The sequence below is a fragment of the Cellulomonas uda genome (genome assembly GCF_006538705.1).
Classification (GTDB): Bacteria; Actinomycetota; Actinomycetes; order Actinomycetales; family Cellulomonadaceae; genus Cellulomonas; species Cellulomonas uda.
Map to the genome: position 1 here is coordinate 20,294 of NZ_BJLP01000010.1, position 21,367 is coordinate 41,660.

16 protein-coding genes are annotated in these 21,367 nt (G+C 74.0%); 14 read left to right on the top strand and 2 right to left on the bottom strand.

From position 1 onward, the window contains the following. The first annotated feature begins 56 nt into the window (after positions 1–56). Positions 57–1,031: an electron transfer flavoprotein subunit alpha/FixB family protein gene (locus CUD01_RS04280; RefSeq protein WP_141319001.1), complete on the top strand. Its 975-nt coding sequence runs from the start codon at positions 57–59 to the stop codon at positions 1,029–1,031. A gap of 12 nt (positions 1,032–1,043) precedes the next feature. Here CUD01_RS04280 and CUD01_RS04285 read toward each other — a convergent pair whose 3' ends face one another. Further along, positions 1,044–2,033 (bottom strand): phosphotransferase family protein, encoded by a 990-nt coding sequence (locus CUD01_RS04285; RefSeq protein ID WP_371860752.1) that lies wholly within the window; start codon positions 2,031–2,033, stop codon positions 1,044–1,046. Positions 2,034–2,123: 90 nt separating this feature from the next. Between CUD01_RS04285 and CUD01_RS04290 the strand changes: the two genes are divergently transcribed. From CUD01_RS04290 to CUD01_RS04325, 8 genes are all read left to right on the top strand, one after another. Further along, entirely contained in the window at positions 2,124–3,380 is a 1,257-nt protein-coding gene (locus tag CUD01_RS04290; protein ID WP_268533901.1) for a cysteine desulfurase family protein, read from the top strand. After that, positions 3,380–4,570 (top strand): tRNA 2-thiouridine(34) synthase MnmA, encoded by a 1,191-nt coding sequence (gene mnmA / locus CUD01_RS04295; RefSeq protein ID WP_141319005.1) that lies wholly within the window; start codon positions 3,380–3,382, stop codon positions 4,568–4,570. The genes CUD01_RS04290 and mnmA overlap by 1 nt, the downstream gene beginning before the upstream one ends. Continuing rightward, on the top strand, positions 4,567–5,580 hold the full coding sequence (locus CUD01_RS04300) for a uroporphyrinogen decarboxylase/cobalamine-independent methonine synthase family protein (protein WP_141319007.1): 1,014 nt from the start codon (positions 4,567–4,569) through the stop codon (positions 5,578–5,580). The genes mnmA and CUD01_RS04300 overlap by 4 nt, the downstream gene beginning before the upstream one ends. 98 nt (positions 5,581–5,678) lie before the next feature. After that, entirely contained in the window at positions 5,679–6,143 is a 465-nt protein-coding gene (locus CUD01_RS04305) for a hypothetical protein (protein WP_141319009.1), read from the top strand. A gap of 55 nt (positions 6,144–6,198) precedes the next feature. Next, positions 6,199–8,511 (top strand): NAD-dependent DNA ligase LigA, encoded by a 2,313-nt coding sequence (gene ligA / locus CUD01_RS04310; RefSeq protein WP_141319011.1) that lies wholly within the window; start codon positions 6,199–6,201, stop codon positions 8,509–8,511. Between the two features lie 62 nt (positions 8,512–8,573). Further along, positions 8,574–9,383, top strand: coding sequence for a GNAT family N-acetyltransferase (locus CUD01_RS04315; protein ID WP_141319013.1), 810 nt, complete (start codon positions 8,574–8,576; stop codon positions 9,381–9,383). Between the two features lie 162 nt (positions 9,384–9,545). Next, positions 9,546–10,013, top strand: a complete 468-nt coding sequence (locus tag CUD01_RS04320; RefSeq protein ID WP_141319015.1) for an NfeD C-terminal domain-containing protein — start codon at positions 9,546–9,548, stop codon at positions 10,011–10,013. 88 nt (positions 10,014–10,101) lie between these two features. Continuing rightward, complete coding sequence (locus CUD01_RS04325) at positions 10,102–11,580, top strand: SPFH domain-containing protein (RefSeq protein ID WP_141319017.1); 1,479 nt, start codon at positions 10,102–10,104, stop codon at positions 11,578–11,580. A gap of 28 nt (positions 11,581–11,608) precedes the next feature. Here the strand turns inward: CUD01_RS04325 and nrdI are convergent, their stop codons facing one another. Then, positions 11,609–12,082 (bottom strand): class Ib ribonucleoside-diphosphate reductase assembly flavoprotein NrdI, encoded by a 474-nt coding sequence (nrdI, locus tag CUD01_RS04330; RefSeq protein ID WP_094179478.1) that lies wholly within the window; start codon positions 12,080–12,082, stop codon positions 11,609–11,611. Positions 12,083–12,149: 67 nt separating this feature from the next. Here nrdI and CUD01_RS04335 point away from each other — a divergent pair, with 67 nt between their 5' ends. From CUD01_RS04335 to CUD01_RS04355, 5 genes are all read left to right on the top strand, one after another. Then, positions 12,150–12,566, top strand: a complete 417-nt coding sequence (locus CUD01_RS04335; RefSeq protein WP_141319019.1) for a pilus assembly protein CpaE — start codon at positions 12,150–12,152, stop codon at positions 12,564–12,566. 21 nt (positions 12,567–12,587) lie between these two features. Continuing rightward, positions 12,588–12,887, top strand: a complete 300-nt coding sequence (gene gatC, locus CUD01_RS04340) for an Asp-tRNA(Asn)/Glu-tRNA(Gln) amidotransferase subunit GatC (protein WP_094179480.1) — start codon at positions 12,588–12,590, stop codon at positions 12,885–12,887. Then, positions 12,884–14,401 carry an Asp-tRNA(Asn)/Glu-tRNA(Gln) amidotransferase subunit GatA gene (gene gatA, locus CUD01_RS04345; RefSeq protein WP_094179481.1) on the top strand — a complete coding sequence of 506 codons (1,518 nt, stop codon included), beginning with the start codon at positions 12,884–12,886 and terminating at the stop codon, positions 14,399–14,401. The genes gatC and gatA overlap by 4 nt, the downstream gene beginning before the upstream one ends. Continuing rightward, the gene (gatB, locus tag CUD01_RS04350; protein WP_141319021.1) at positions 14,398–15,906 is read left to right on the top strand and encodes an Asp-tRNA(Asn)/Glu-tRNA(Gln) amidotransferase subunit GatB; all 1,509 of its coding nucleotides are present in this window, start codon (positions 14,398–14,400) and stop codon (positions 15,904–15,906) included. The genes gatA and gatB overlap by 4 nt, the downstream gene beginning before the upstream one ends. Before the next feature lie 300 nt (positions 15,907–16,206). Further along, the gene (locus CUD01_RS04355) at positions 16,207–21,291 is read left to right on the top strand and encodes an endo-1,4-beta-xylanase (protein WP_141319023.1); all 5,085 of its coding nucleotides are present in this window, start codon (positions 16,207–16,209) and stop codon (positions 21,289–21,291) included. Positions 21,292–21,367 lie beyond the last annotated feature (76 nt).

The following is a 21,367-nucleotide window of genomic DNA, read 5'->3' on the forward strand; positions in this document are numbered from 1 at the left end:
GACCCGCCACGAGCCGCCCCGCGCGGCGCGTGGCCCGGCAAGAACTGAGGACCACCGTGAGCGACACCCTCGTCCTGCTCGACCACACCGCGGCCGGCGCGCTGCGCACCCCCGTGCGTGAGCTCGTCACGCTCGCCCGCAGCCTGGGCGGCGCCGTGACAGCGGCGTGGGCGGTCGACGGTGCCGAGCCGGGCGCGCAGACGCTCGCGGAGCTCGGCGCGCTCGGCGTCACGCAGGTCTACCGCCTCACCTCCGACGCCGACCTGCACGCGCCCGCGGTGCTCGCCGAGGGCGTCGCCGGGCTGCTCGAGGCCACGGGGGCGCGGACGCTGCTCGCGACGTCGTCGTTCGAGAACAAGGAGGTCGCGGCGCACCTCGCGGTGACCACGGGCGCGGGCGTCGTGACCGACGCCGACACGCTCGAGCGCGTCGACGGCACGCTCGTCGCCGGCAAGACGGTGTTCGCCGGCACCTGGAGCACGCGATGCGCGGTCCGCGCGCCGCTCGCGGTCGTCCTGGTCAAGGCGAACAGCGTGGTCGCGACGGACGCCGAGGCGCCCGTCGAGCCGCAGGTCACCGAGCACGCGTTCACCGCGTCGCCGTCCGCCTCGCGCGTCCGCGTGGTCGAGCGGACCGAGCGTCCCGCGACGGGCCGTCCCGACCTGGGCAGCGCGACCATCGTCGTGACCGGCGGGCGCGGGACCGAGGGCGACTTCACGCCGCTCGAGGAGCTCGCCGACGTGCTGGGTGCCGCAGTCGGCGCCACGCGCGTCGCCACCGACGAGGGCTGGATCGGCCACGACGCGCAGATCGGCCAGACCGGGATCACCGTCTCGCCCCGCCTGTACATCGGCGCGGGCGTGTCCGGCGCGGTGCACCACCGCGGCGGCATGCAGGCCTCGGGCACGATCGTCGCGATCAACTCCGACCCGGACGCGCCGATCTTCGAGATCGCGGACTACGGCATCGTCGGCGACCTCACGACCGTGGTCCCGCAGCTCACCGCGGAGCTGCGCCGCCTCAAGGGCTGAGACCGGACCGCGTCAGGTCGCTCGCAGCCAGTCGAGCGTGGCGTACGCCTGCGCGCGCTGGAACGCCCGCAGGTTCGGGATCCCCGGCGGGGCGGGCTGCACGCTCGAGCACGCGAACCAGCCCGCGAGCCCGGCGAGGCACGCGCGCAGCTCGTCGTCCGACACCCCGACCGACAACGGGTGGTCCCGGAAGATGCGCGCGGGCTCACCGCCGCCCTGCAGCGCGACGCTCGGCAGCATGAACGCGAGGTCCAGCCACGGCGCGCCCACCGAGGCGTGCGGCCAGTCGATGAGCCACACGCGGCCGCGGTCGTAGTCGATCATCACGTTGTCGGCGCGCAGGTCGCCGTGCACCAGCGCGTCGCCCGCGCACGCGGGCAGCGAGTCCTGCTCGAGCAGGACCAGCCGCTCGAGGTGCTCGACCGCCCACCGACCCAGGTCACCGCCGTCGCGCACGAGCGCGTCGAGGTCGGACCCGGGTCCAGCGGCGAGGCGCCGCCAGCCCTGGAAGTCGTCGGCGAGCCGGTCGTCCGTGCGGGGCAGTGCGTGGCCGACGACGGGCTCGGCGTCCGCGAGCCGCCCGATCGTCGCGAGCACCTCGCCCAGGTCGTCCGGCCGCCACGGCAGCTCGGGCGAGCGCCCGTGCACCACCTCGAAGCCGAGGACCACCCACTCGCCGTCGTCGTCCGACCACAGCAGGCGCGGCGCGGGCACCTCGGGCGGGAGCGCCGCCGCGTTGCGGATCTCCGCGCGCGCGAGCTCCGGCGAGTGGGGGTTCTGGTCGGGCGAGACGGCCTTGACGAACACGTCACGGCCGTCCGCGAGCTCCAGGACCGCCGCGAACCCCGGGGAGAAGCCGCTCGTGGCGTCCGTCTCGGCGGACACCGAGGCGCCGGCGAGCTCGCTGATGCGCGCGCGCACGTGACGGGGGAGGTCGCGCCAGTCCAGCCGCTGCCCGCTGAAGGCGAGCGGCATGGCCAGGACGTCGTCGTCGGCGCTCACGGCCGACATCCTGCCAGGTCCGGCCCGGACGGTGCGCCCCCCGTCCGGGGACGCACCGCTGTCGCACGCACGGGTTCGTAGACTCCAGGGGTGACCGCTGCCCGCACCACCGCGTACCTCGACCACGCGGCGACCACGCCGATGCTGCCCCAGGCGGCTCGCGTGCTGACCGAGGAGCTCGCGCGCACCGGGAACCCGTCGTCGCTGCACGCGTCCGGCCGGGCCGCGCGGCGCGTCGTCGAGGAGGCGCGCGAGCGTCTCGCCGCGTCGCTGGGCGCGCGGCCCAGCGAGGTGCTGTGGACGTCCGGCGGCACCGAGGCGGACAACCTCGCGATCAAGGGGCTGTTCTGGGCGCGCCGCACGCAGGACGCGTCGCGGCGCCGGATCCTGGTCTCCGCGGTCGAGCACCACGCCGTGCTCGACCCCGCGTTCTGGATGGCCGAGCACGCGGGCGCCGAGCTGGTCCTGCTGCCCGTCGACCACGAGGGCGTCGTCGACCTCGACGCGCTGCGCGCCGAGCTCGAGGCGAACGCCGAGCACGCGGCGCTGCTGTCGGTCATGTGGGCGAACAACGAGGTGGGCACGCTCCAGCCGCTCGCCGAGGTCGTCGCGCTCGCGCGCCGGTACGGCGTGCCGGTGCACGCCGACGCGGTGCAGGCCGTCGGCCAGGTCCCGGTGGACTTCGCCGCGAGCGGGCTCGACGCGCTCACGGTGACCGGGCACAAGGTGGGCGGGCCGGGCGGTGCGGGTGCGCTGCTCGCGCGCCGCGGGCTCGAGCTGACGCCCGTGCTGCACGGCGGCGGCCAGGAGCGCGGCGTGCGCTCGGGCACGCTCGACGCGGCGCTGCTCGCGTCGTTCGCGGTTGCGGTCGAGGAGGCCGTGACGACGCGCGCGAGCGCGGCGCCGCGGCTCGCCGCCCTGCGCGACGAGCTCGTCGCGGGCGTGCGGGCGATCGACCCGACCGCCGTGCTGCGCGGCCCCGCCGACCCGGCGCGGCGCCTGCCCGCCAACGCGCACCTGACGTTCCCCGGCTGCGAGGGCGACTCGCTGCTGTACCTGCTCGACTCCGCGGGCGTCGAGGCGTCGACCGGCTCGGCGTGCCAGGCGGGCGTGCCGCGCCCGTCGCACGTGCTGCTCGCGATGGGTGTCGACGAGGACGACGCGCGGGGCGCGCTGCGGTTCTCGCTCGGGCGGACGTCCACGTCCGACGACGTCGCGGCGCTGCTCACCGCACTCCCGGCGGTGCTCGAGCGCGCGCGGGCCGCCGGGCTGTCGGGCTCGTCGCGAGCGACCTCGTCGTCCGCCGCCCCGCGCGCTGCGGGCACGCACGACGAGCAGGTGGCGTGATGCGGGTGCTCGCGGCCCTGTCCGGGGGCGTGGACTCGGCGGTCGCCGCCGCGCGCGCCGTCGACGCGGGGCACGAGGTCGTCGGCGTGCACATGGCGCTGTCCCGCACACGCGACCAGCTCCGCACCGGCTCACGCGGGTGCTGCTCGATCGAGGACGCGGGGGACGCGCGCCGCGCGGCCGACGTGCTCGGCATCCCGTACTACGTGTGGGACCTGTCCCAGCGGTTCGAGGAGACGGTCGTCGCCGACTTCCTGGCCGAGTACGCGGCGGGTCGCACCCCCAACCCGTGCGTGCGCTGCAACGAGCACGTCAAGTTCGCGACGCTGCTCGACAAGGCTCTCGCGCTCGGGTTCGACGCCGTGTGCACGGGGCACTACGCGCGCGTCGTCGAGCGCGCCGACGGGACGCGTGAGCTGCACCGCGCGCGCGACGCCGCGAAGGACCAGTCCTACGTGCTCGCGGTCATGGGGCCCGACCGCCTCGCGCGGTCGCTGTTCCCGCTCGGCGACGTCTCGTCCAAGGACGAGACCCGCCGCGAGGCTGCCGAGCGCGGGCTGTCCGTCTCGGCGAAGCCCGACTCGTACGACATCTGCTTCGTCGCCGACGGCGACACCCAGGGCTTCCTGCGCGACCGGCTGGGCGCGCAGCCCGGCGAGGTCGTGGACTCCCGCGGCGAGGTCGTCGGGACGCACGACGGCGCGTACGCCTACACCGTCGGGCAGCGCCGTGGGCTCGCGCTCGGGCGTCCCGCCGCCGACGGACGACCGCGCTACGTGCTGCGCGTCGAGCCCGTGGCCAACCGGGTGGTCGTCGGACCGGCCGACGAGCTCGTCGTCGACCGCGTGCTGGCCGACCGGGCGGTCTGGTACGACGACCGGTACGACGCCTGGCGCGACGACGCGGCGCGCGCCGGCGGCGGCCTCGGGCCCGTGAGCGTGCAGGTGCGCGCGCACGGCGCTCCCGTGGCCGCGACGGTCGAGCCGCCCGCGCGCCACGGCGAGGTGGACCGCGTCGCGGTGCGGCTGCACGAGCCGCTGCGCGGGGTCGCACCGGGGCAGTCCCTGGTCGTGTACGCCGGCACGCGCGTGCTCGGCCAGGCGACGGTCACCTCGACCGAGCGCGTGGGAGGCACCGCACAGGCCACTGCGCAGGCACCTGCACAGGCCGTCGTGCGGACCACCGCGTGATCGGCGTCAGCGGCCCGGGCGCCTGGCCCGGCGAGGACGTGCTCGAGGCCCAGACGACCGTGCTCGGCGACCTCGTCGACGTCCCGCCCGAGGTCCGCGGGCTGCCGTTCCTGGTCCACCTGCCCGCGCGCGGCCCGTCCGGCACGCTCGTCGCGCGCACGCTCGGCCTGCTCGTCGACCTGCCCGCCGAGCTCGGACCGCACGGCTGGCGGCTCGCCGACCGCCCGGGCGGCGACCTCGCCCGCACGCGCGCGGCGACGCGCGAGGACCTCGACGCGCTCGCGGTCGCCGGGCACGGCTACGCGGGTCCGCTCGTCGTGCCCGTGCTCGGCCCGGTGACGCTCGCGGCGACGGTGTACCTCGCGCGCGGCGACCGCGCGGTCGCGGACGGTGGCGCGCTGCGCGACCTCGCCGACTCGCTCGCGGCCGGTGTCGCGGAGCACCTGGGCGCCGTCCGACGGGCCGTGCCGGGCGCCGAGCCGCTCGTGCTCGTGCACGAGCCGTCGCTCGCGCAGGCCGTCGCGGGAGTCCTGCCGTCGTTCTCCGGCTACGCGCGGCTGCGCCGGGTGCCGGGACCGCTCGCGGCCGAGCGGGTGGGGACGGTGGTCGACGGCGCGCGGTCGGGCGGCGCGGGCGGCGTCGTCGTGCACGGCGGCGCGGCGTGGACGACCGTCCCGACCGTCCGTGCGGCCGGTGCCGACGCGGTCGCGCTCGAGGTGGCGGCGCTCGACGAGCCGGGCTGGGAACGCGTCGCGGAGGCGGTCGAGGCGGGCCTGCGGCTGTGGGCGCACGTGCCGCCGCAGCGCTCGTCGCAGTGCGCGGGGCCGGACGCGGTGGGCCAGGCGCGCACCGTCACGGAGCGGTGGCGCCGGGTCGGGCTGCCCGCGGCGGGCCTCGACGACGTCGTGCTGCTCGCGCCCGAGCCGACGGGCGGTCCCGACGAGGCGCGCGGTGCGCTCGCGGGCGTCGTGCGGGCCGCTCGCGTGGTCGCGGAGACGGTGCACGGCTGACCCGCGCAGGCGCCGTGGCCGGGCGGTCGCACGCACGGGTCCCGGGCGGTTCGTCGTACGCTGCACGGGCGCGACCGGCGCGCGAGGCGAGGAGAGACGTGGACCAGGCAGACGCGCGCGGCGCGACGACCGACGGTGGCCGACCCGCGGCCGGTGGGACCGGCAGCCCGGCGGGCGGCGCGCGACCGACGCGCGCGACCCTCGTGCGGCCGCTCGTGCTGCTGGTCGCGAGCGCCGCGGCGCTCGTCGGCATCGTCATGCTCCTGACCACGCTGATCACGCTCGGCTCGCAGTCGCTCGACGCGAGCGAGTCGGGGGACGTGCCGTGCCTCGAGGCCGTGAGCGGCTCGGTCCAGGGCGCGTCGCTCGACAACGCGTACCTGCCGCCGCGCGCGACCTGCACGTGGCTGGTCGACGGCGCGCCGCAGACCGTCGTGGTCGCCCAGCCGTCCGTCCCGGTCTTCTGGGTCGGGCTGGCGCTGGCCGTCGTGGGCGTGGTGACCTGCGCGAGCGTGCTGCTCGCCGGGCGCCGGCGAGCGTCGCGGGCGCGCGCGACGCGCTGAGCCGAGGCGCGCCGTGGGCTCGGCGTGTGTCGGCGGTCGCCGCCACAATGGGCGGGTGACGCAAGAGAACGAGGAGATCCCGCCCGAGGCACGCCACCGCTGGGACGAGCTCGCCGAGCGGATCCGCGCGGACCAGTTCGCCTACTACGTGCGGGACGCGCCGAGCTCGTCGGACGCGGAGTACGACGCGCGGCTGCGCGAGCTCGGTGCGCTCGAGGAGACCTACCCGGGGCTGCGCACGCCCGACTCGCCGACGCAGCTCGTCGGCGGCACGTTCTCGACCGAGTTCGGCGCGGTCGACCACGTCGAGCGCATGCTCTCGCTCGACAACGCGTTCTCCGACGAGGACGTGCGCGCGTGGGCGGACCGCGTCCAGCGGGACCTGGAGACCGACGAGCCGCCGCACTACCTGTGCGAGCTCAAGATCGACGGCCTCGCGATCGCCCTGCTGTACGAGAAGGGCCGCCTGGTGCGCGCGGCGACGCGCGGCGACGGGCGCACCGGTGAGGACGTCACGCTGAACGTCCGCACGATCACGACGATCCCCGACGTCCTCGCGGGCGACCCGGCGACCCACCCGGAGCTCATCGAGATCCGCGGCGAGGTGTTCCTGCCGGTCGAGGCGTTCACCGCGCTCAACGAGGCGCAGGTCGCGGCGGGCAAGGCGCCGTTCGCGAACCCCCGCAACGCCGCGGCGGGCTCGCTGCGGCAGAAGGACCCGCGCGTGACCGCGTCGCGTCCGCTGCGCATGTACGCGCACGGGATCGGGGCGTTGCGCTGGGCCGACGGCACCCGGCCCGCGGACCTGACGCGGCAGTCCCAGGTGTACGACCTGCTGGCCGGCTGGGGAGTGCCCACGTCCTCGCACACGCGCGTGGTCCAGGGGCTCGACGGTGTGCGGGAGATGATCGCGTATTACAGCGAGCACCGGCACGACGTCGAGCACGAGATCGACGGCATCGTGCTCAAGGTCGACGAGATCGGCCTGCAGCGCCGCCTCGGCGCGACGAGCCGGGCACCGCGCTGGGCCATCGCCTACAAGTACCCGCCCGAGGAGGTCAACACGCGCCTGCTCGCGATCGAGGTGGGCATCGGCCGCACCGGACGCGCGACGCCGTTCGCCGTGATGGAGCCCGTGTTCGTCTCGGGCTCGACCGTGCGCCAGGCGACGCTGCACAACCAGGACGTCGTGCGGGCGAAGGGCGTGCGTGTCGGCGACATGGTCGTGCTGCGCAAGGCGGGCGACGTGATCCCCGAGGTCGTGGGGCCCGCGCCCCAGGCCCCCGACGACTCCGTGCCGCGCGTCGAGTGGCACATGCCCGCCGACTGCCCCGAGTGCGGCACGCCGCTGCGCCCGATGCGCGAGGGTGACGTTGACCTGCGCTGCCCGAACGCGGAGACCTGCCCGGCGCAGGTGCGCGGGCGCGTCGAGCACATCGGCTCGCGCGGCGCGCTCGACATCGAGGCGCTCGGCGAGGTCACGGCCGCGGCGCTCACGCAGCCCGACGTGCCGCGGGAGCCGCCGCTGCGCACCGAGGCGGACCTCTTCGACCTCGTGGGGTACGCGGCGGACGCGTCCGACGAGGAGCGCGAACGCGTGCGTGCGGCGAGCCTGGCGAGGCTCGCCGAGATCGAGGTCGTCGTGCGGGACCCGGAGACGGGGCTGCCGCGCGAGGACGAGGACGGCAACGTGCGCCGGCGCACCCCGTTCCGCCGCCGACTCACGTGGAGCCGCGCGCAGCGCACCGCGGCCGAGGCGCAGGGCCGTGAGCTGCCGGACTGGGAGCCGTCCGAGGCCGCGCGCACGCTGCTCGACCAGCTCGACCTCGCCAAGACGAAGGAGCTGTGGCGCGTGCTCGTCGCGCTGTCGATCCGGAACGTGGGACCCACGGCGGCACGCGCGCTCGCGCAGGAGTTCCGCTCGATGACCGCGCTGCGCGAGGTCGTCGAGGGCGACCCCGAGACGGCCGCGGGACGTCTCGCGGGCGTGGAGGGCGTCGGCCCGACCATCGCGCAGTCGCTCACGGACTGGTTCGCGACGCCGTGGCACGCGCAGGTCGTCGACCGGTGGCGCGACGCGGGCGTCCTCATGCGGGACGAGGCGGGGGCAGATACCGAGCGCACGCTCGAGGGGCTCACGGTCGTCGTGACCGGCAGCCTCGAACGGTTCTCGCGCGACGAGGCCAAGGAGGCGATCCTCGTGCGCGGCGGGAAGGCCGCCGGCTCGGTCTCGAAGAAGACGGACTTCGTCGTGGTGGGGGAGAGCGCGGGCTCGAAGGAGACCAAGGCGCGCGAGCTCGGCCTCACGATCCTCGACGAGGCCGGGTTCGAGCGGCTGCTGGCCGGGGGACCGGAGGCCGTCGCGTGAGCGCGCGGGACGGTGGCGCGCCCGCGTCCACGGTGTCCAGGGGCACGGTGTCCAGGGGCACGGTGTCCAGGGCGAAGGTGCCGACGGCGCTCGCGCCGGGGGTCGAGGTCGAGATGGCGTGCTGGCCCCCGCTGCGTCGCGTCGTGACGACCCAGGGGTGGTGGGTGGGTCTGTCCGGCGGGCTGACGAAGCGCGCGAACAGCGCGGTCGCGCTCCAGGTCCCCGACGGCGGCGTCCCGAGCGCGGTGGACGAGGTCGAGACGCACTACGCGGCGGCCGGTCTGCCCGCGGTGATGCGCGTCGGCCACGACGGCCTGCAGGACGAGGTGCGCGGCGAGCTCGACGGCCGCGGGTGGGCCGAGCGCGCGGTCACCGCGGTGCTCGCGCGCCCGCTCGACGGTCTCACGGCGACGCCCGGGGGCGGTGCCGTGCGCACGTCGCTCGCACGCGAGCCCGACGACGCGTGGCTCGACCTGCACCTCGACGTCAAGGGCGCGGACGCACGCGACGGCGGTGCGCGGCGCGCGCTGGCCCGCGCGATCCTCACGGGCGGCGAGGCGTGGCACCTGGCGGCGTACGAGGACGACGCGCTCGTCGGCATCATCCGCGTGGCACGCGCCGGGCGCTGGGGTGCGCTGTCGTGCCTCGCGGTGCGGCCCGAGCACCGCCGGCGAGGCACCGGGCGGCTGCTCACGCTGCGCGGGCTCGAGGTGGCGCGCGAGCACGGCGCGTCGCACGCGTTCCTCCAGGTCGAGGAGCACAACACGGGCGCGGCCGCGCTGTACGCGGACCTCGGCTTCGTCCGGGTGGACGGGTACAGCTACCTCGAACGGCCCACCGCCGACGGCACGGTGCCCGCGGGTTCCTGCTGACCTGACGTCCTGTGCACAGGCGGTCCGAAACCGCCCACACCGAGTCTTGGTCTCTGACATACTGCTCCGTTACTCACGGCCGGGGACGCTCGCTCCCGCCGCAGAGGACGGCTCATCCGCCCGTGCACCCGCCCGACCCGGCGAGAAAGAGGTAGCACCCCCGTGACCGTGTTCTTCGTGGTCGGCGCCATCGGCCTCCTGCTGCTCGTCCTGTCGCTCGTCGTGGGCGAGATCTTCGAGTCCTTCGAGATCGGCGACGGTGGCATCTCGGGCCTGGCGGTGGGGATCGGCGCGGTGGTGTTCGGTGCGTCCGGCGTGCTCGCGCGCTCGGCCGAGCTCGCCGACGTCTGGGCCTACGTCATCGCGGCGGCGTTCGCGGTGGTCGCCGGGCTCGTCGCCCAGACCGTGATCACCAAGCTCGCCGCGTCCGAGGACGCCCCGCCGCCGCCGCTGGAGGGGGCCTTCGGGGTCCTGACCTCGACGACGGGCCCCGAGGGCGGCGAGGTCCGGCTCGAGGGCGTGCGCGACCTCGAGAGCCGGCTCGCGTGGGCCGACGAGGAGCTGCCGGCGGGGACCCGCATCGTCGTCGTCGGGGTCTCCGGGTCCCGCGTCCGCGTGCGGCGCGCCTGACACCGGGCCGCGCGGCCCACCCCTACCACCCGTCCCCGCGGCACAGGCCGCGGGCCTGAAGAGAGGAGCCCGGGGCGACCCGGACACCATGCCCGACTTCCTCAGCAGCGGCTCGGCGGTCCTCGCCGTCCTCGCGCTCGTCATCGCGTTCGTCGCGGTCATCACGCTCGTCGCCAAGCGCATCCGGCGCGTCCCGCCGAACGAGGCCCTCGTCATCGTGGGCCGGGGCGCCGGCAAGAACGCGGGCGACGGCGGCCAGCGCGTCGTCGTCGGCGGGCGCGTCTTCGTCTGGCCCGTGCTCCAGCAGGGCTTCCCGATCTCGCTCGAGCAGCGTCAGATCGGCATCACGGTCGAGGGCGTCGACAAGAACCGGATCAAGCTCGCCATCAAGGCCTCGATCAACTTCAAGGTCCGCGGGGACGAGGAGGGCGTGCGACGCGCGGCCCAGCGGTTCCTCTCGCAGCAGGCGACGCTCACCGACGTCATCAAGGAGTCCCTCGAGGGCTCGCTGCGCTCGATCATCGGCGACATGACGATCGAGCAGATCATCTCCGACCGCAAGTCGCTGCAGGACGCGGTGGTCGCCTCGACGAAGACGGACCTCGCGGAGCAGGGCCTGCAGGTCGACCTGCTCAACATCTCGGACATCTCCACGCCGGGCTCGGACTACCTGGCGAACCTCGGGCGCGCCGAGGCGGCCCGTGCACGGCAGGTCGCCGAGGTGAAGGAGGCCGAGGCGCAGCAGGTCTCCGAGTTCGCGAAGATCGTCGCGGCCGAGGCCATCGCCGAGCGCCAGCGCGACCTCGCGCTCAAGCAGGCGACGATCAAGGCGGAGACCGACCGCGCGAACGCGGAGGCGGACGCCGCGGGCCGGCTCGCACGCGCCGAGCAGGACAAGCTGGTCGCCCTCCAGGAGCGTGAGGCGCTCGCCGAGAAGGCCAAGGTCACCGAGGAGCAGCTCGACATCGACGTGCGCAAGCCGGCCGAGGCCGCCGCGTACGCCGCGGTCCAGCAGGCGACCGGTGAGCGTGACGCCGCGAACGCGGCGACCGAGGCGGACGCGTTCAAGCGCACGCGCATCGCCGAGGCGAACAAGGTCGCGGCGGTGAACGACGCGGAGGCCGCCGCGCAGGCCACCATCCGTGCCGGTAACGCCGAGCGCGACCGGCAGCTCGCCGAGGCGCAGGCGGTCGAGGCCCTGGGTCTCGCACGGGCCGCCGCCGCGAAGGCCGAGGGTCTGGCCGCCGCCGAGGCGACCAAGGCGCAGGCCGAGGCGCTGCGCGAGCAGGGCGAGGCGATCCTCGCGCAGCAGGTCATCGGCGTGCTCCCGGAGATCGTGCGCGCGGCGTCCGACCCGATCGCGGCGATCAAGCAGCTGACCGTGGTCTCGACCGACGGCGCGTCGGCGGTCACCAAGACCGTCGGCCAGGTGCTCGGCGAGGGCCAGGAGGTCGTCAAGTCGCTCACGGGCATCGACATCGCGGCGGTGCTCTCGGGCGCCGCGGGAGGCGTGGCCGCGGGCGTGCTGAACCACCAGGGCGGCAACCACACCGACACCCGCTCCTGATCGGCGCCGGTCGGCCCGGGGTCCGCGCTCAGCGCTCCTCGGGCCGACCGGTCCCCGCCGGTCCCTCGTCGAGCGGGCGGTCGGCGCGGGAGGCGTCGAGCGCGGCGTCGAGGTCGGCCAGCAGCCGCCGGCACTCCTCGACGTCCCACGGCGTGCCCGCGAGCTCGAACTCGAACAGCACGGGCCGGCCGGACGCGCGGGCGACGAGCCGCGCGGCGTCCTGGTAGTAGCGGCCGAAGTTCCGGTTGCCCGAGCCGATCACGCCGACGAGCCGGCGGCGGTTGGCCGCCGAGCGCAGGAACCGCCGCACGGCCTCGGGCACGGTGTCGTTCGCGTCGTTGCCGGTCTTGTACGACGGCGTGAGCAGCACCCAGGGCCCGTCGGCCTCGGACAGGCGGACCTCACGCTGCGCGAGGTCGTGCACGGGCCGCTCGAGCCGCTGCGCGAAGGACCGCACGAGGCCGCTCGCGGACGAGTAGTAGTACACCGGGATGACACGCACGTCCGTCAGGATCGCCCGCTGCCCCCGCGTGCTCGCGGGCAGATGGTCCCGGCCCGATACTGGGCGTGTGATCTCACGCGACCTGGCCCTGCGGCTGCGGACCACCGGCCTGCACTGGCACCCGACCTCGGGCGACCGGTTCGGGATGCTGGTCGACGGCGTCGACGAGGTGTTCACGGTGAGCGAGATGACGATCGAGGCGCACCACTACGCGACGGGCACGGTCCTGGGGTTCAACGGCACCACGGAGTGGGCGCTGGACTCGGTCGAGCTGCAGGACGCGGTGTGGCTGCCGCGCGAGGACCAGCTGCGCGAGCTGCTGGGCGGGACGTTCCGGTCGCTCGCGCGTGCGACGGACGGCAGCTTCCAGGTGCTCGTCGAGCTCGCGGGACGGCCCGAGCAGGTGTTCACCGCGCCGCACGCGGAGGACGCGTACGCGCTCGCGCTCCTCTCACTGATCGAGGCGGCGGTCGACCGGACCTGACGCACGTCTAGACTCCGTGGCATGTCCACCCTCTCCCGCGACGAGGTCGCGCGTGTGGCAGGGCTGGCCCGGATCGACCTGTCGCCCGCCGAGCTCGACCGGCTCGCGGGCGAGCTCGACGTCATCGTCGAGTCGGTCGCGCGCGTGAGCGAGATCGCCACCCCGGACGTGCCGGCCACCAGCCACCCCCTGCCGCTGACGAACGTGTTCCGTGCCGACGTGCCCGAGCCCCCGGTGGACCGCGCCGCGGTGCTCGCCGCGGCGCCGGCCAGCGAGGACGGCAAGTTCCTGGTGCCGCAGATCCTGGGGGAGGACGCATGAGCGAGGACCTGACGCGGATCTCCGCGGCCGCGCTCGCGGACCGCCTCCAGGCCGGCGACGTCTCGTCGGTGGAGGCGACGCGCGCGCACCTCGACCGGATCGCTGCCGTGGACGGCGCTGTGCACGCCTTCCTGCACGTGTCCGACGAGGCCGCGCTCGCGACGGCGGCCGACGTGGACGCCCGCCGCGCGGCGGGCGAGGACCTGCACCCGCTGGCGGGCGTGCCGATCGCGGTCAAGGACGTCGTGGTGACACGCGGTGTCCCGACGACCGCCGGCTCGCGCATCCTCGAGGGCTGGGTACCGCCGTACGACGCGACGCTCGTCGAGCGCATCAAGTCCGCGGGGCTGCCGATCCTCGGCAAGACGAACATGGACGAGTTCGCGATGGGCTCGTCGACGGAGCACTCGGCGTACGGCAACACGCACAACCCGTGGGACCTCGAGCGGATCCCGGGCGGTTCGGGCGGCGGCAGCGCCGCGGCGGTCGGCGCGTACGAGGCGCCGCTCGCGATCGGCACGGACACGGGCGGCTCGATCCGCCAGCCCGCGGCGGTCACGGGCACGGTGGGAGTCAAGCCGACGTACGGCTCGGTGTCCCGGTACGGCCTGATCGCGCTCGCGAGCAGCCTGGACCAGGCGGGCCCGGTGACGCGCACGGTGCTCGACTCGGCGCTGCTCCACGAGCTCATCGGTGGCCACGACCCGCGTGACTCGACGTCGATCGCGGAGCCGTTGCCGCCGCTCGTCGCGGCGGCTCGCCAGGGCGCGTCGGGGGACCTGTCGGGCGTGCGCGTCGGGGTCATCACCCAGCTGCAGGGCGAGGGGTACCAGCCGGGCGTGCTCGCGCGGTTCCACGAGTCGCTCGAGCTGCTGCAGCGCGCGGGTGCCGAGGTCGTCGAGGTCTCGTGCCCGCACTTCGAGTACGCGCTCGCGGCGTACTACCTGATCCTGCCGGCGGAGGCGTCGAGCAACCTCGCGAAGTTCGACGGCATGCGGTTCGGTCTGCGGGTCGAGCCCACGCAGGGCCCGGTCACCGCGGAGCGCGTCATGGCGGCGACCCGTGGTGCGGGCTTCGGCGACGAGGTCAAGCGCCGCGTCATCCTCGGCACGTACGCGCTGTCGGCCGGCTACTACGACGCCTACTACGGCAGCGCGCAGAAGGTCCGCACGCTCATCCAGCGTGACTTCGCGGCCGCGTTCGCGCAGGCGGACGTGCTCGTCTCGCCCACGGCGCCGACGACTGCGTTCAAGCTGGGCGAGAAGCTCGACGACCCGCTGGCGATGTACCTGAACGACGTCGCGACGATCCCGGCGAACCTCGCCGGCGTCCCCGGCCTGTCGCTGCCGGCGGGGCTGTCGGACGACGGCCTTCCGGTCGGCTTCCAGGTGCTCGCGCCGGCGAAGGCGGACGACCGCCTGTACCGGGTCGGTGCCGCGCTGGAGCGTCTGCTGGAGAACGAGTGGGGCGGTCCGCTGCTGGCGCAGGCCCCGGAGCTGGAGGTGGCGCGATGAGCGGCACGACCGCGGCCCTGGTCGACTACGACGACGCGGTGGCGCGCTTCGACCCGGTGATCGGCATCGAGGTGCACGTCGAGCTGGGCACGCGCACGAAGATGTTCGACGCGGCGCCCGCCGGCTTCGGCGAGGAGCCGAACACGTCGGTCACGCCCGTGTCGCTGGGCCTGCCGGGGAGCCTGCCGGTGGTCAACGGCACGGCGGTGGAGTACGCGATCCGCATCGGGCTCGCGCTCAACTGCTCGATCGCGCAGACGTGCCGGTTCGCACGCAAGAACTACTTCTACCCGGACGTCCCGAAGAACTTCCAGACGTCGCAGTACGACGAGCCCATCGCGTACGACGGCTACGTCGACGTCGAGCTCGAGGACGGCACGGTGTTCCGCGTCGAGGTCGAGCGCGCGCACATGGAGGAGGACGCGGGCAAGAACACGCACGTGGGTGGCGCCACGGGCCGCATCCACGGGGCGGAGTACTCGCTCGTCGACTACAACCGTGCGGGCATCCCGCTGGTGGAGATCGTGACGCGCCCGATCACGGGTGCGGGCGAGCGGGCGCCGGAGGTCGCGCGCGCGTACGTGCAGACCCTGCGTGACTTGTTCCGCGCGCTGGAGGTCTCCGAGGCGCGCATGGAGCGGGGCAACGTCCGCGCGGACGTGAACGTCTCGCTGCGCCCGACTCCCGACAGCCCTCTGGGCACGCGGACCGAGACCAAGAACGTCAACTCGTTCCGCTCGGTCGAGCGCGCGGTCCGCTACGAGATCTCGCGGCAGGCCGCGGTGCTCGACGCGGGTGGTGCGATCGTCCAGGAGACCCGGCACTGGCACGAGGACACGGGGGTCACGACGAGCGGCCGCGTGAAGTCGGACGCGGAGGACTACCGGTACTTCCCGGAGCCCGACCTGGTGCCGATCGCGCCGGACCGGGCGTGGGTCGAGGAGATCCGTGCCGCGCTGCCGGAGCTGCCGGCGGCGCGTCGTCGTCGCCTGCAGGGCGAGTGGGGCTTCGCGGACGCGGAGATGCGCGACGTGGTGAACGCGGGGGCGGTCGAGCTCATCGAGGCGACCGTCGCGGCGGGCGCCGCACCGGCCGCGGCGCGCAAGTGGTGGATGGGCGAGCTGGCCCGCACCGCGAAGGAGCGTGAGGTGGAGCTGGGCGACCTGCCCATCACGCCCGCGCAGATCGGTGAGCTGCAGGCTCTGGTAGACGCGGGCCGGATCAACGACAAGCTCGCGCGGCAGGTGCTCGAGGGCGTCCTGGCGGGTGAGGGCGGGCCGGAGCAGGTCGTCGTGGCGCGGGGGCTCGAGGTCGTCTCCGACGACGGTCCGCTCCTCGAGGCGATCGACGCGGCGCTCGCGGCTCAGCCGGACGTCGCGGACAAGATCCGCTCGGGCAACCTGGGCCCGGTCGGGGCGATCATCGGTGCCGTCATGAAGGCGACGCGTGGTCAGGCGGATGCCGCACGCGTCCGCGAGCTGGTCCTCGAGAGGGTCTCGTCCTGATCGAAACTTTCTAGGTCCCGACTCTTTCAAAACGGGACCACCGGGCGTCAAGACCCCGGTCGGCTGTCCGCCGACCGGGGTCTTCGCGTTCCCCGGAGGTTGCTCCCTTCGGGTGTTGTTCCAGGTGATGGTGCGGGTCCGTCCAGCGGGCGCCCCGCGCGCGACTGTCCGAGATGTCGGGTGGGCGCGACAACCGGGTGTGGAACGGTATCGAAATCGTTACCGAAAGATAGTTCCCTCCGGTCGCAACACCGGGTTAGCCTCACGGCCACCGGAACCACGTCACGCAAAGGAGCGTCGATGCTTACAGGAACACGGGTGCACAGCAGACGAGGGGTCGCGGGACTCGCGACGCTCGCCCTGCTGGCAGCACCGCTGACAGCCGTGACGGTCGGCGCGAGCGCCGCCGGCGCGGCGGACGGGACGACGTCCCTGCTCACCGCGTCGTTCGACGACGGGACCCTCGGCGGCCTCACGCAGTCGGGTGCGGCGGGCACGTTCGTCGACCTCGGCGACGGCGACAAGGTCTACCAGGTCGTCCGCGGCGCCAACTTCGACGGGGTCTCGACCCCCACCGACCTCCTCGAGGGCCTCGAGGCCGGCACGGTCGTCACCGTGACGGCGCAGGCCCGCATCGTCGCGGGCGACACGAACGTCGGCGCCCGCTGGGTCACCAAGCCGAGCTACACCTGGCTCTCGAGCACCACCCTGACCGACGAGTGGACCACCGTCACCGGGACCTACACCATCCCCGCGACGGGCGCCGAGAGCGAGCTGTACCTCGGCACCGGGCCCTACCCGGAGCCGACCCCCGCGCTGGCGTTCACCTACCAGCTCGACGACGTCGTCGTGACCGCCGCCACCCCCGCGAGCGAGCCCACCGTCGTGCTGAGCAACGACTTCGAGTCGACGAAGTCGCCCTGGGGCGACCGCGGCTCGGTGACCTCCCTCACCGGGACCGAGTTCCACGGCGGCGCGCAGAGCCTGCTGGTCGCGAACCGCAGCGCCGACTGGGCGGGCACGCAGGCCGACCTGACGTCGACGCTCGTCGCGGGGCAGTCCGCCGACTTCTCCGCCTGGGTCAAGCTCCCGGCCGGGACCGAGGGCGCGTCGACCATCAAGGTCACGGCCCAGACCAACAGCGGCGGTGACGACTCGTACGCGACCGTCGCCACGGCCGCCGACGTGACGGCCGACGAGTGGGTCGAGATCTCCGGGTCGTACACGCGGCCCGCGGGCCTCACCTCGGTGATCCTCTACTTCGAGGCGTCCGCGATCGACACGGTCCACCCGGGCTTCCTCGTCGACGACGTGCGCGTCACCGGTGCCGCCGGCAGCGGGGACGACTACGTCGAGACCGACCCGACCTTCGTGCCGGGCGGTGCGCTGAACCCGTCCGAGGCGCCCGTCTCGGCCGCGCGCGGCACGACGAAGACGTCCGCGCTCACGTTCGACGACGGCCCGAACGGCGCCACGACGACCGCGCTGCTCGACTTCCTCGAGGAGAACGACGTCAAGGCCACGTTCTGCGTCATCGGCCAGAACGTGCAGGCGCCCGGCGGTGCCGACGTGCTCAAGCGGATCGTGGCCGACGGCCACACGCTGTGCAACCACAGCACCGACTACGCCGGCATGGGCTCGCTGACGAAGGCGCAGGTCGCGGACAAGCTCAAGGCGAACCTGGCGATCATCCGGGACGCGCTGGGCGACCCCGAGGCCGAGGTGCCCTACTTCCGTGCGCCCAACGGCGACTGGGGCCGGACGAACCAGGTCGCGGTCGCGCTCGGCATGCAGCCGCTCGCGGTCGACAACCTGATCTTCGACTGGGACGGCGCCGAGAACGCGGGCGACGAGGCGAAGCTCACGGCCGCGCTGCGCGACGCCATCACGTCCAACCCGGGCGAGATCGTCCTGGTGCACGACGGTGGCGGCGACCGCACGGCGGGCGTCAACGCGGTCAAGACCGTGGTCGCCGAGCTGCTCGCGGACGGCTGGACGTTCACGCTGCCCGCCGGCGGTGCGGCGCCCAAGGGCGTCACGCTCGTCGACACGGACTTCGAGGACGGCACGCCGCAGGGCTGGTCCCCGCGCGACGACGGCAAGGGTGCCCCGACGGTTGCCGTGCAGGACGAGGTCGCGCACGACTCGACGTACGCCGTCCGGGTCTCGGACCGCGTCTCGCAGGGTCAGGGCATCCAGTTCGACGTGACGGACAAGGCCACGCCCGGTGCGTCGTACGACGTCTCGGCGTGGGTCAAGTTCGAGGGCACGCCGGGCGACATGACGCTCTCGTCGCGCACGGTGACGGGTGAGGACTCGGCCGCGTTCTCGAACCTGGTCCAGTTCACGGGTCTGTCGTCGAGCCAGTGGGTCAACGTGACGGGCACGTTCACGATGCCGGCGTTCGACACCGCCGCGGAGATCTACTTCGAGACGAAGTGGGCGCAGGGCGAGGCCGGCAACACCTCGACGTTCGTCGTCGACGACGTCACGGTGAAGTCGACCCCGGTCTCGGAGATCCAGGACCTCACGCCGCTCAAGGACACGGTCACGTTCCCGATGGGTGCGGCCGTCGACTCGCGCGAGATGAACGGCTCGGCGTCCGAGCTGCTGCTCAAGCACTTCAACCAGCTCACGGCCGAGAACTACATGAAGGTCGAGGCCTGGTACTCGGGTGAGGGTGTGGACACGTTCCGCATGCACCCGGAGGCGAAGGCGCTCCTGGACTACGCGCAGGAGAACGAGCTGCGGGTGTACGGGCACGTGCTCGCGTGGCACAGCCAGACGCCGGACTGGTTCTACCGGGACGACGAGGGTGCGCTGCTCGGGCCGGACGCGATGCGTGCGCGCCTGCGTGAGCACATCTTCGCGATCGCCGAGACGATCTCGGACCAGTACGGCCCGTTCGGCTCGCCGACCAACCCGCTCAAGGCGTGGGACGTCGTCAACGAGGTGATCGACGACGGCACCGCCTACGAGGACGGCATGCGCCGCTCCACCTGGTACCAGATCCTCGGCGAGAGCTTCGTGGACTCGGCGTTCGAGTACGCGGACGAGGCGTTCAACGACGTCTACGCGGCCGATGGCGAGGAGCACCCCGTCACGTTGTTCATCAACGACTACAACACCGAGCAGACGGGCAAGCGGGCGCGCTACAAGGCGCTCGTCGAGCGCCTGATCGCGCGGGACGTCCCGATCGACGGCGTGGGTCACCAGTTCCACGTCGCCCTGTCGACGCCGGTCAGCACGCTCGGTGCCGCGATCGACGACTTCGAGGGCATGAAGACGGCGGACGGCCGCGACCTCGTGCAGGCCGTGACCGAGCTCGACGTGTTCGTCGGCTCGCCCGACACCGCGAAGTCCGTCGACCAGGGGTACTACTACCAGGCCGCGTTCGACGCGTTCCGGGCGCACGCCGACGACCTGTTCTCGGTGACGGTCTGGGGCCTGACCGACGGACGGTCGTGGCGGGCGTCGAACAACGGCAAGCCGCTGCTGTTCGACGACTACTTCAAGGCCAAGCCCGCGTACTACGGCGCGGCCGACCAGGAGCTCCCGCCGGCGATCCGCAGCGCGAACGCGTTCGCGGCCGACGCCGAGGGCGACTACGCGGTCGGCTCCGACGAGTGGCGTCGTCTCCCGCTGCACGCGGTGGGCGAGAACGGCCGGTTCCAGCTGCGCTGGACGCCGGACGGTCTGCTGGCCTACGTGGACGTCGACGACGCGTCGGCGGACTCGGGCGACGCGGTGCTGCTCGAGACGCCGGACGGCGTGACGACGATCGCGCGCGGCTCGTCGGGTGCGGTCGAGCGTGCCGGTGGCTGGTCCGTCGTCGCCACGGTGCCGCTGTCAGGCGCCGCCCGCGGCGACGTGGTCGAGCTCGACGTGCGCGTCGTCGACCAGGACACGACGTCGGCGTGGAACACGTCGGGCGTGCTCGGCAGCGTCACGCTCGTCGAGCCGCTGTCGTACACCGAGGTGCCGGCGACCGCGACCGCCCCGACGATCGACGGCGACGTCGACGCGGTGTGGTCCGGTGCGGGCTCGGTCACGACCGAGAAGCCGACGCTGGGCACGGGTGGTGCGCAGGGCACCTTCCGCACGCTGTGGAAGGACAACACGCTGTACCTGCTGGCGGACGTGACCGACCCCGAGGTCGACACGTCGGGCAGCGACCCGTGGACGAAGGACTCCGTCGAGATCTACGTGGACGGCGGGAACTTCAAGAACGGCGCGTACCGCTACGACGACACGCAGATCCGGATCGACGCGACCGGTGCGGTCTCGTTCGGCACGGGCGACGAGGCGTTCCAGCGCAACCGCCTGCAGTCGGCCGTCGTGCCGACGGCGACCGGGTACCGGGTCGAGGCGGCGATCAGCCTCCTCGAGTACGGCGGCCTCGGGACGTTCCACGGCCTGGACGTCCAGGTCAACGACGCCGCGGGCGGCAGCCGGCACGCCATCACCAACTGGGCGGACCCGACGGGCACGGGCTACCAGTCGACGGCCCGCTGGGGCGTCGCCAAGCTGGTCGCCGCGTCCGAGCCGCCGGTCGAGACGGCGCCGGTCGTGGTGACCCACCCGGTCACCACCACGGGCACGCTCGGCTCGACGGTGACGTTCACGGCTGCGGCGACGGGCAACCCGACGCCGACGGTGCAGTGGCAGCGCAAGCTGCCGGGCTCGACGACCTGGGCGAACCTGTCCGGTCGCACGAGCAGCACGCTCACGGTCAAGGCCGTCGCGGTCAACGACCGGGCGAGCTTCCGCGCCGTGTTCACCAACAGCCACGGCACGGCCATCACGCGCACCGCGCAGCTGAAGGTGCAGCGCGTGGCGCCGAAGGTCACGGTGCAGCCGAAGTCGGTGACGGCTCCGGTGCGCTCGGTGGTCAAGGTCACGGCCCAGGCGTCGGGCTACCCGACGCCGGCGGTCCAGTGGGAGCGCAAGCTCCCCGGCTCGTCGTCGTGGACGAAGATCAACGGTGCCACCAAGACCACGGTGAGCGTCTCGCTCACGCCGACGGTCGACGGCGTCCAGGTCCGCGCGGTGTTCAAGAACAGCGCGGGCACGGTCACCACGAAGGCGGCGACGATCACCGCCACGAAGGTCGCCCCGACGATCACGGCGCAGCCGAGGTCGGTGGTGGCGGCACCGGGCACGGTCGCGACGTTCACCGTGGCGGCCACCGCGTACCCCGCGCCGAAGGTGCAGTGGTACGTCCAGCCCAAGGGGTCGACGAAGTGGTTCGCCATCTCGGGTGCCACCAGGACGACGCTGCGGATCAACGCGACCGCGTCGCGTGACGGCTCGACGTTCCGGGCCGTGGTCCACAACGTGGCCGGCACGGTCACGAGCAGGGGAGCGCTGCTGACGCTGCGCTGACCCGACGGGACCGGCGGCGTCGCCGCGGAGCATGGCTGAGCTCCGCGGCGACGCCGCCTCGTCGTTCCCGGGCGGT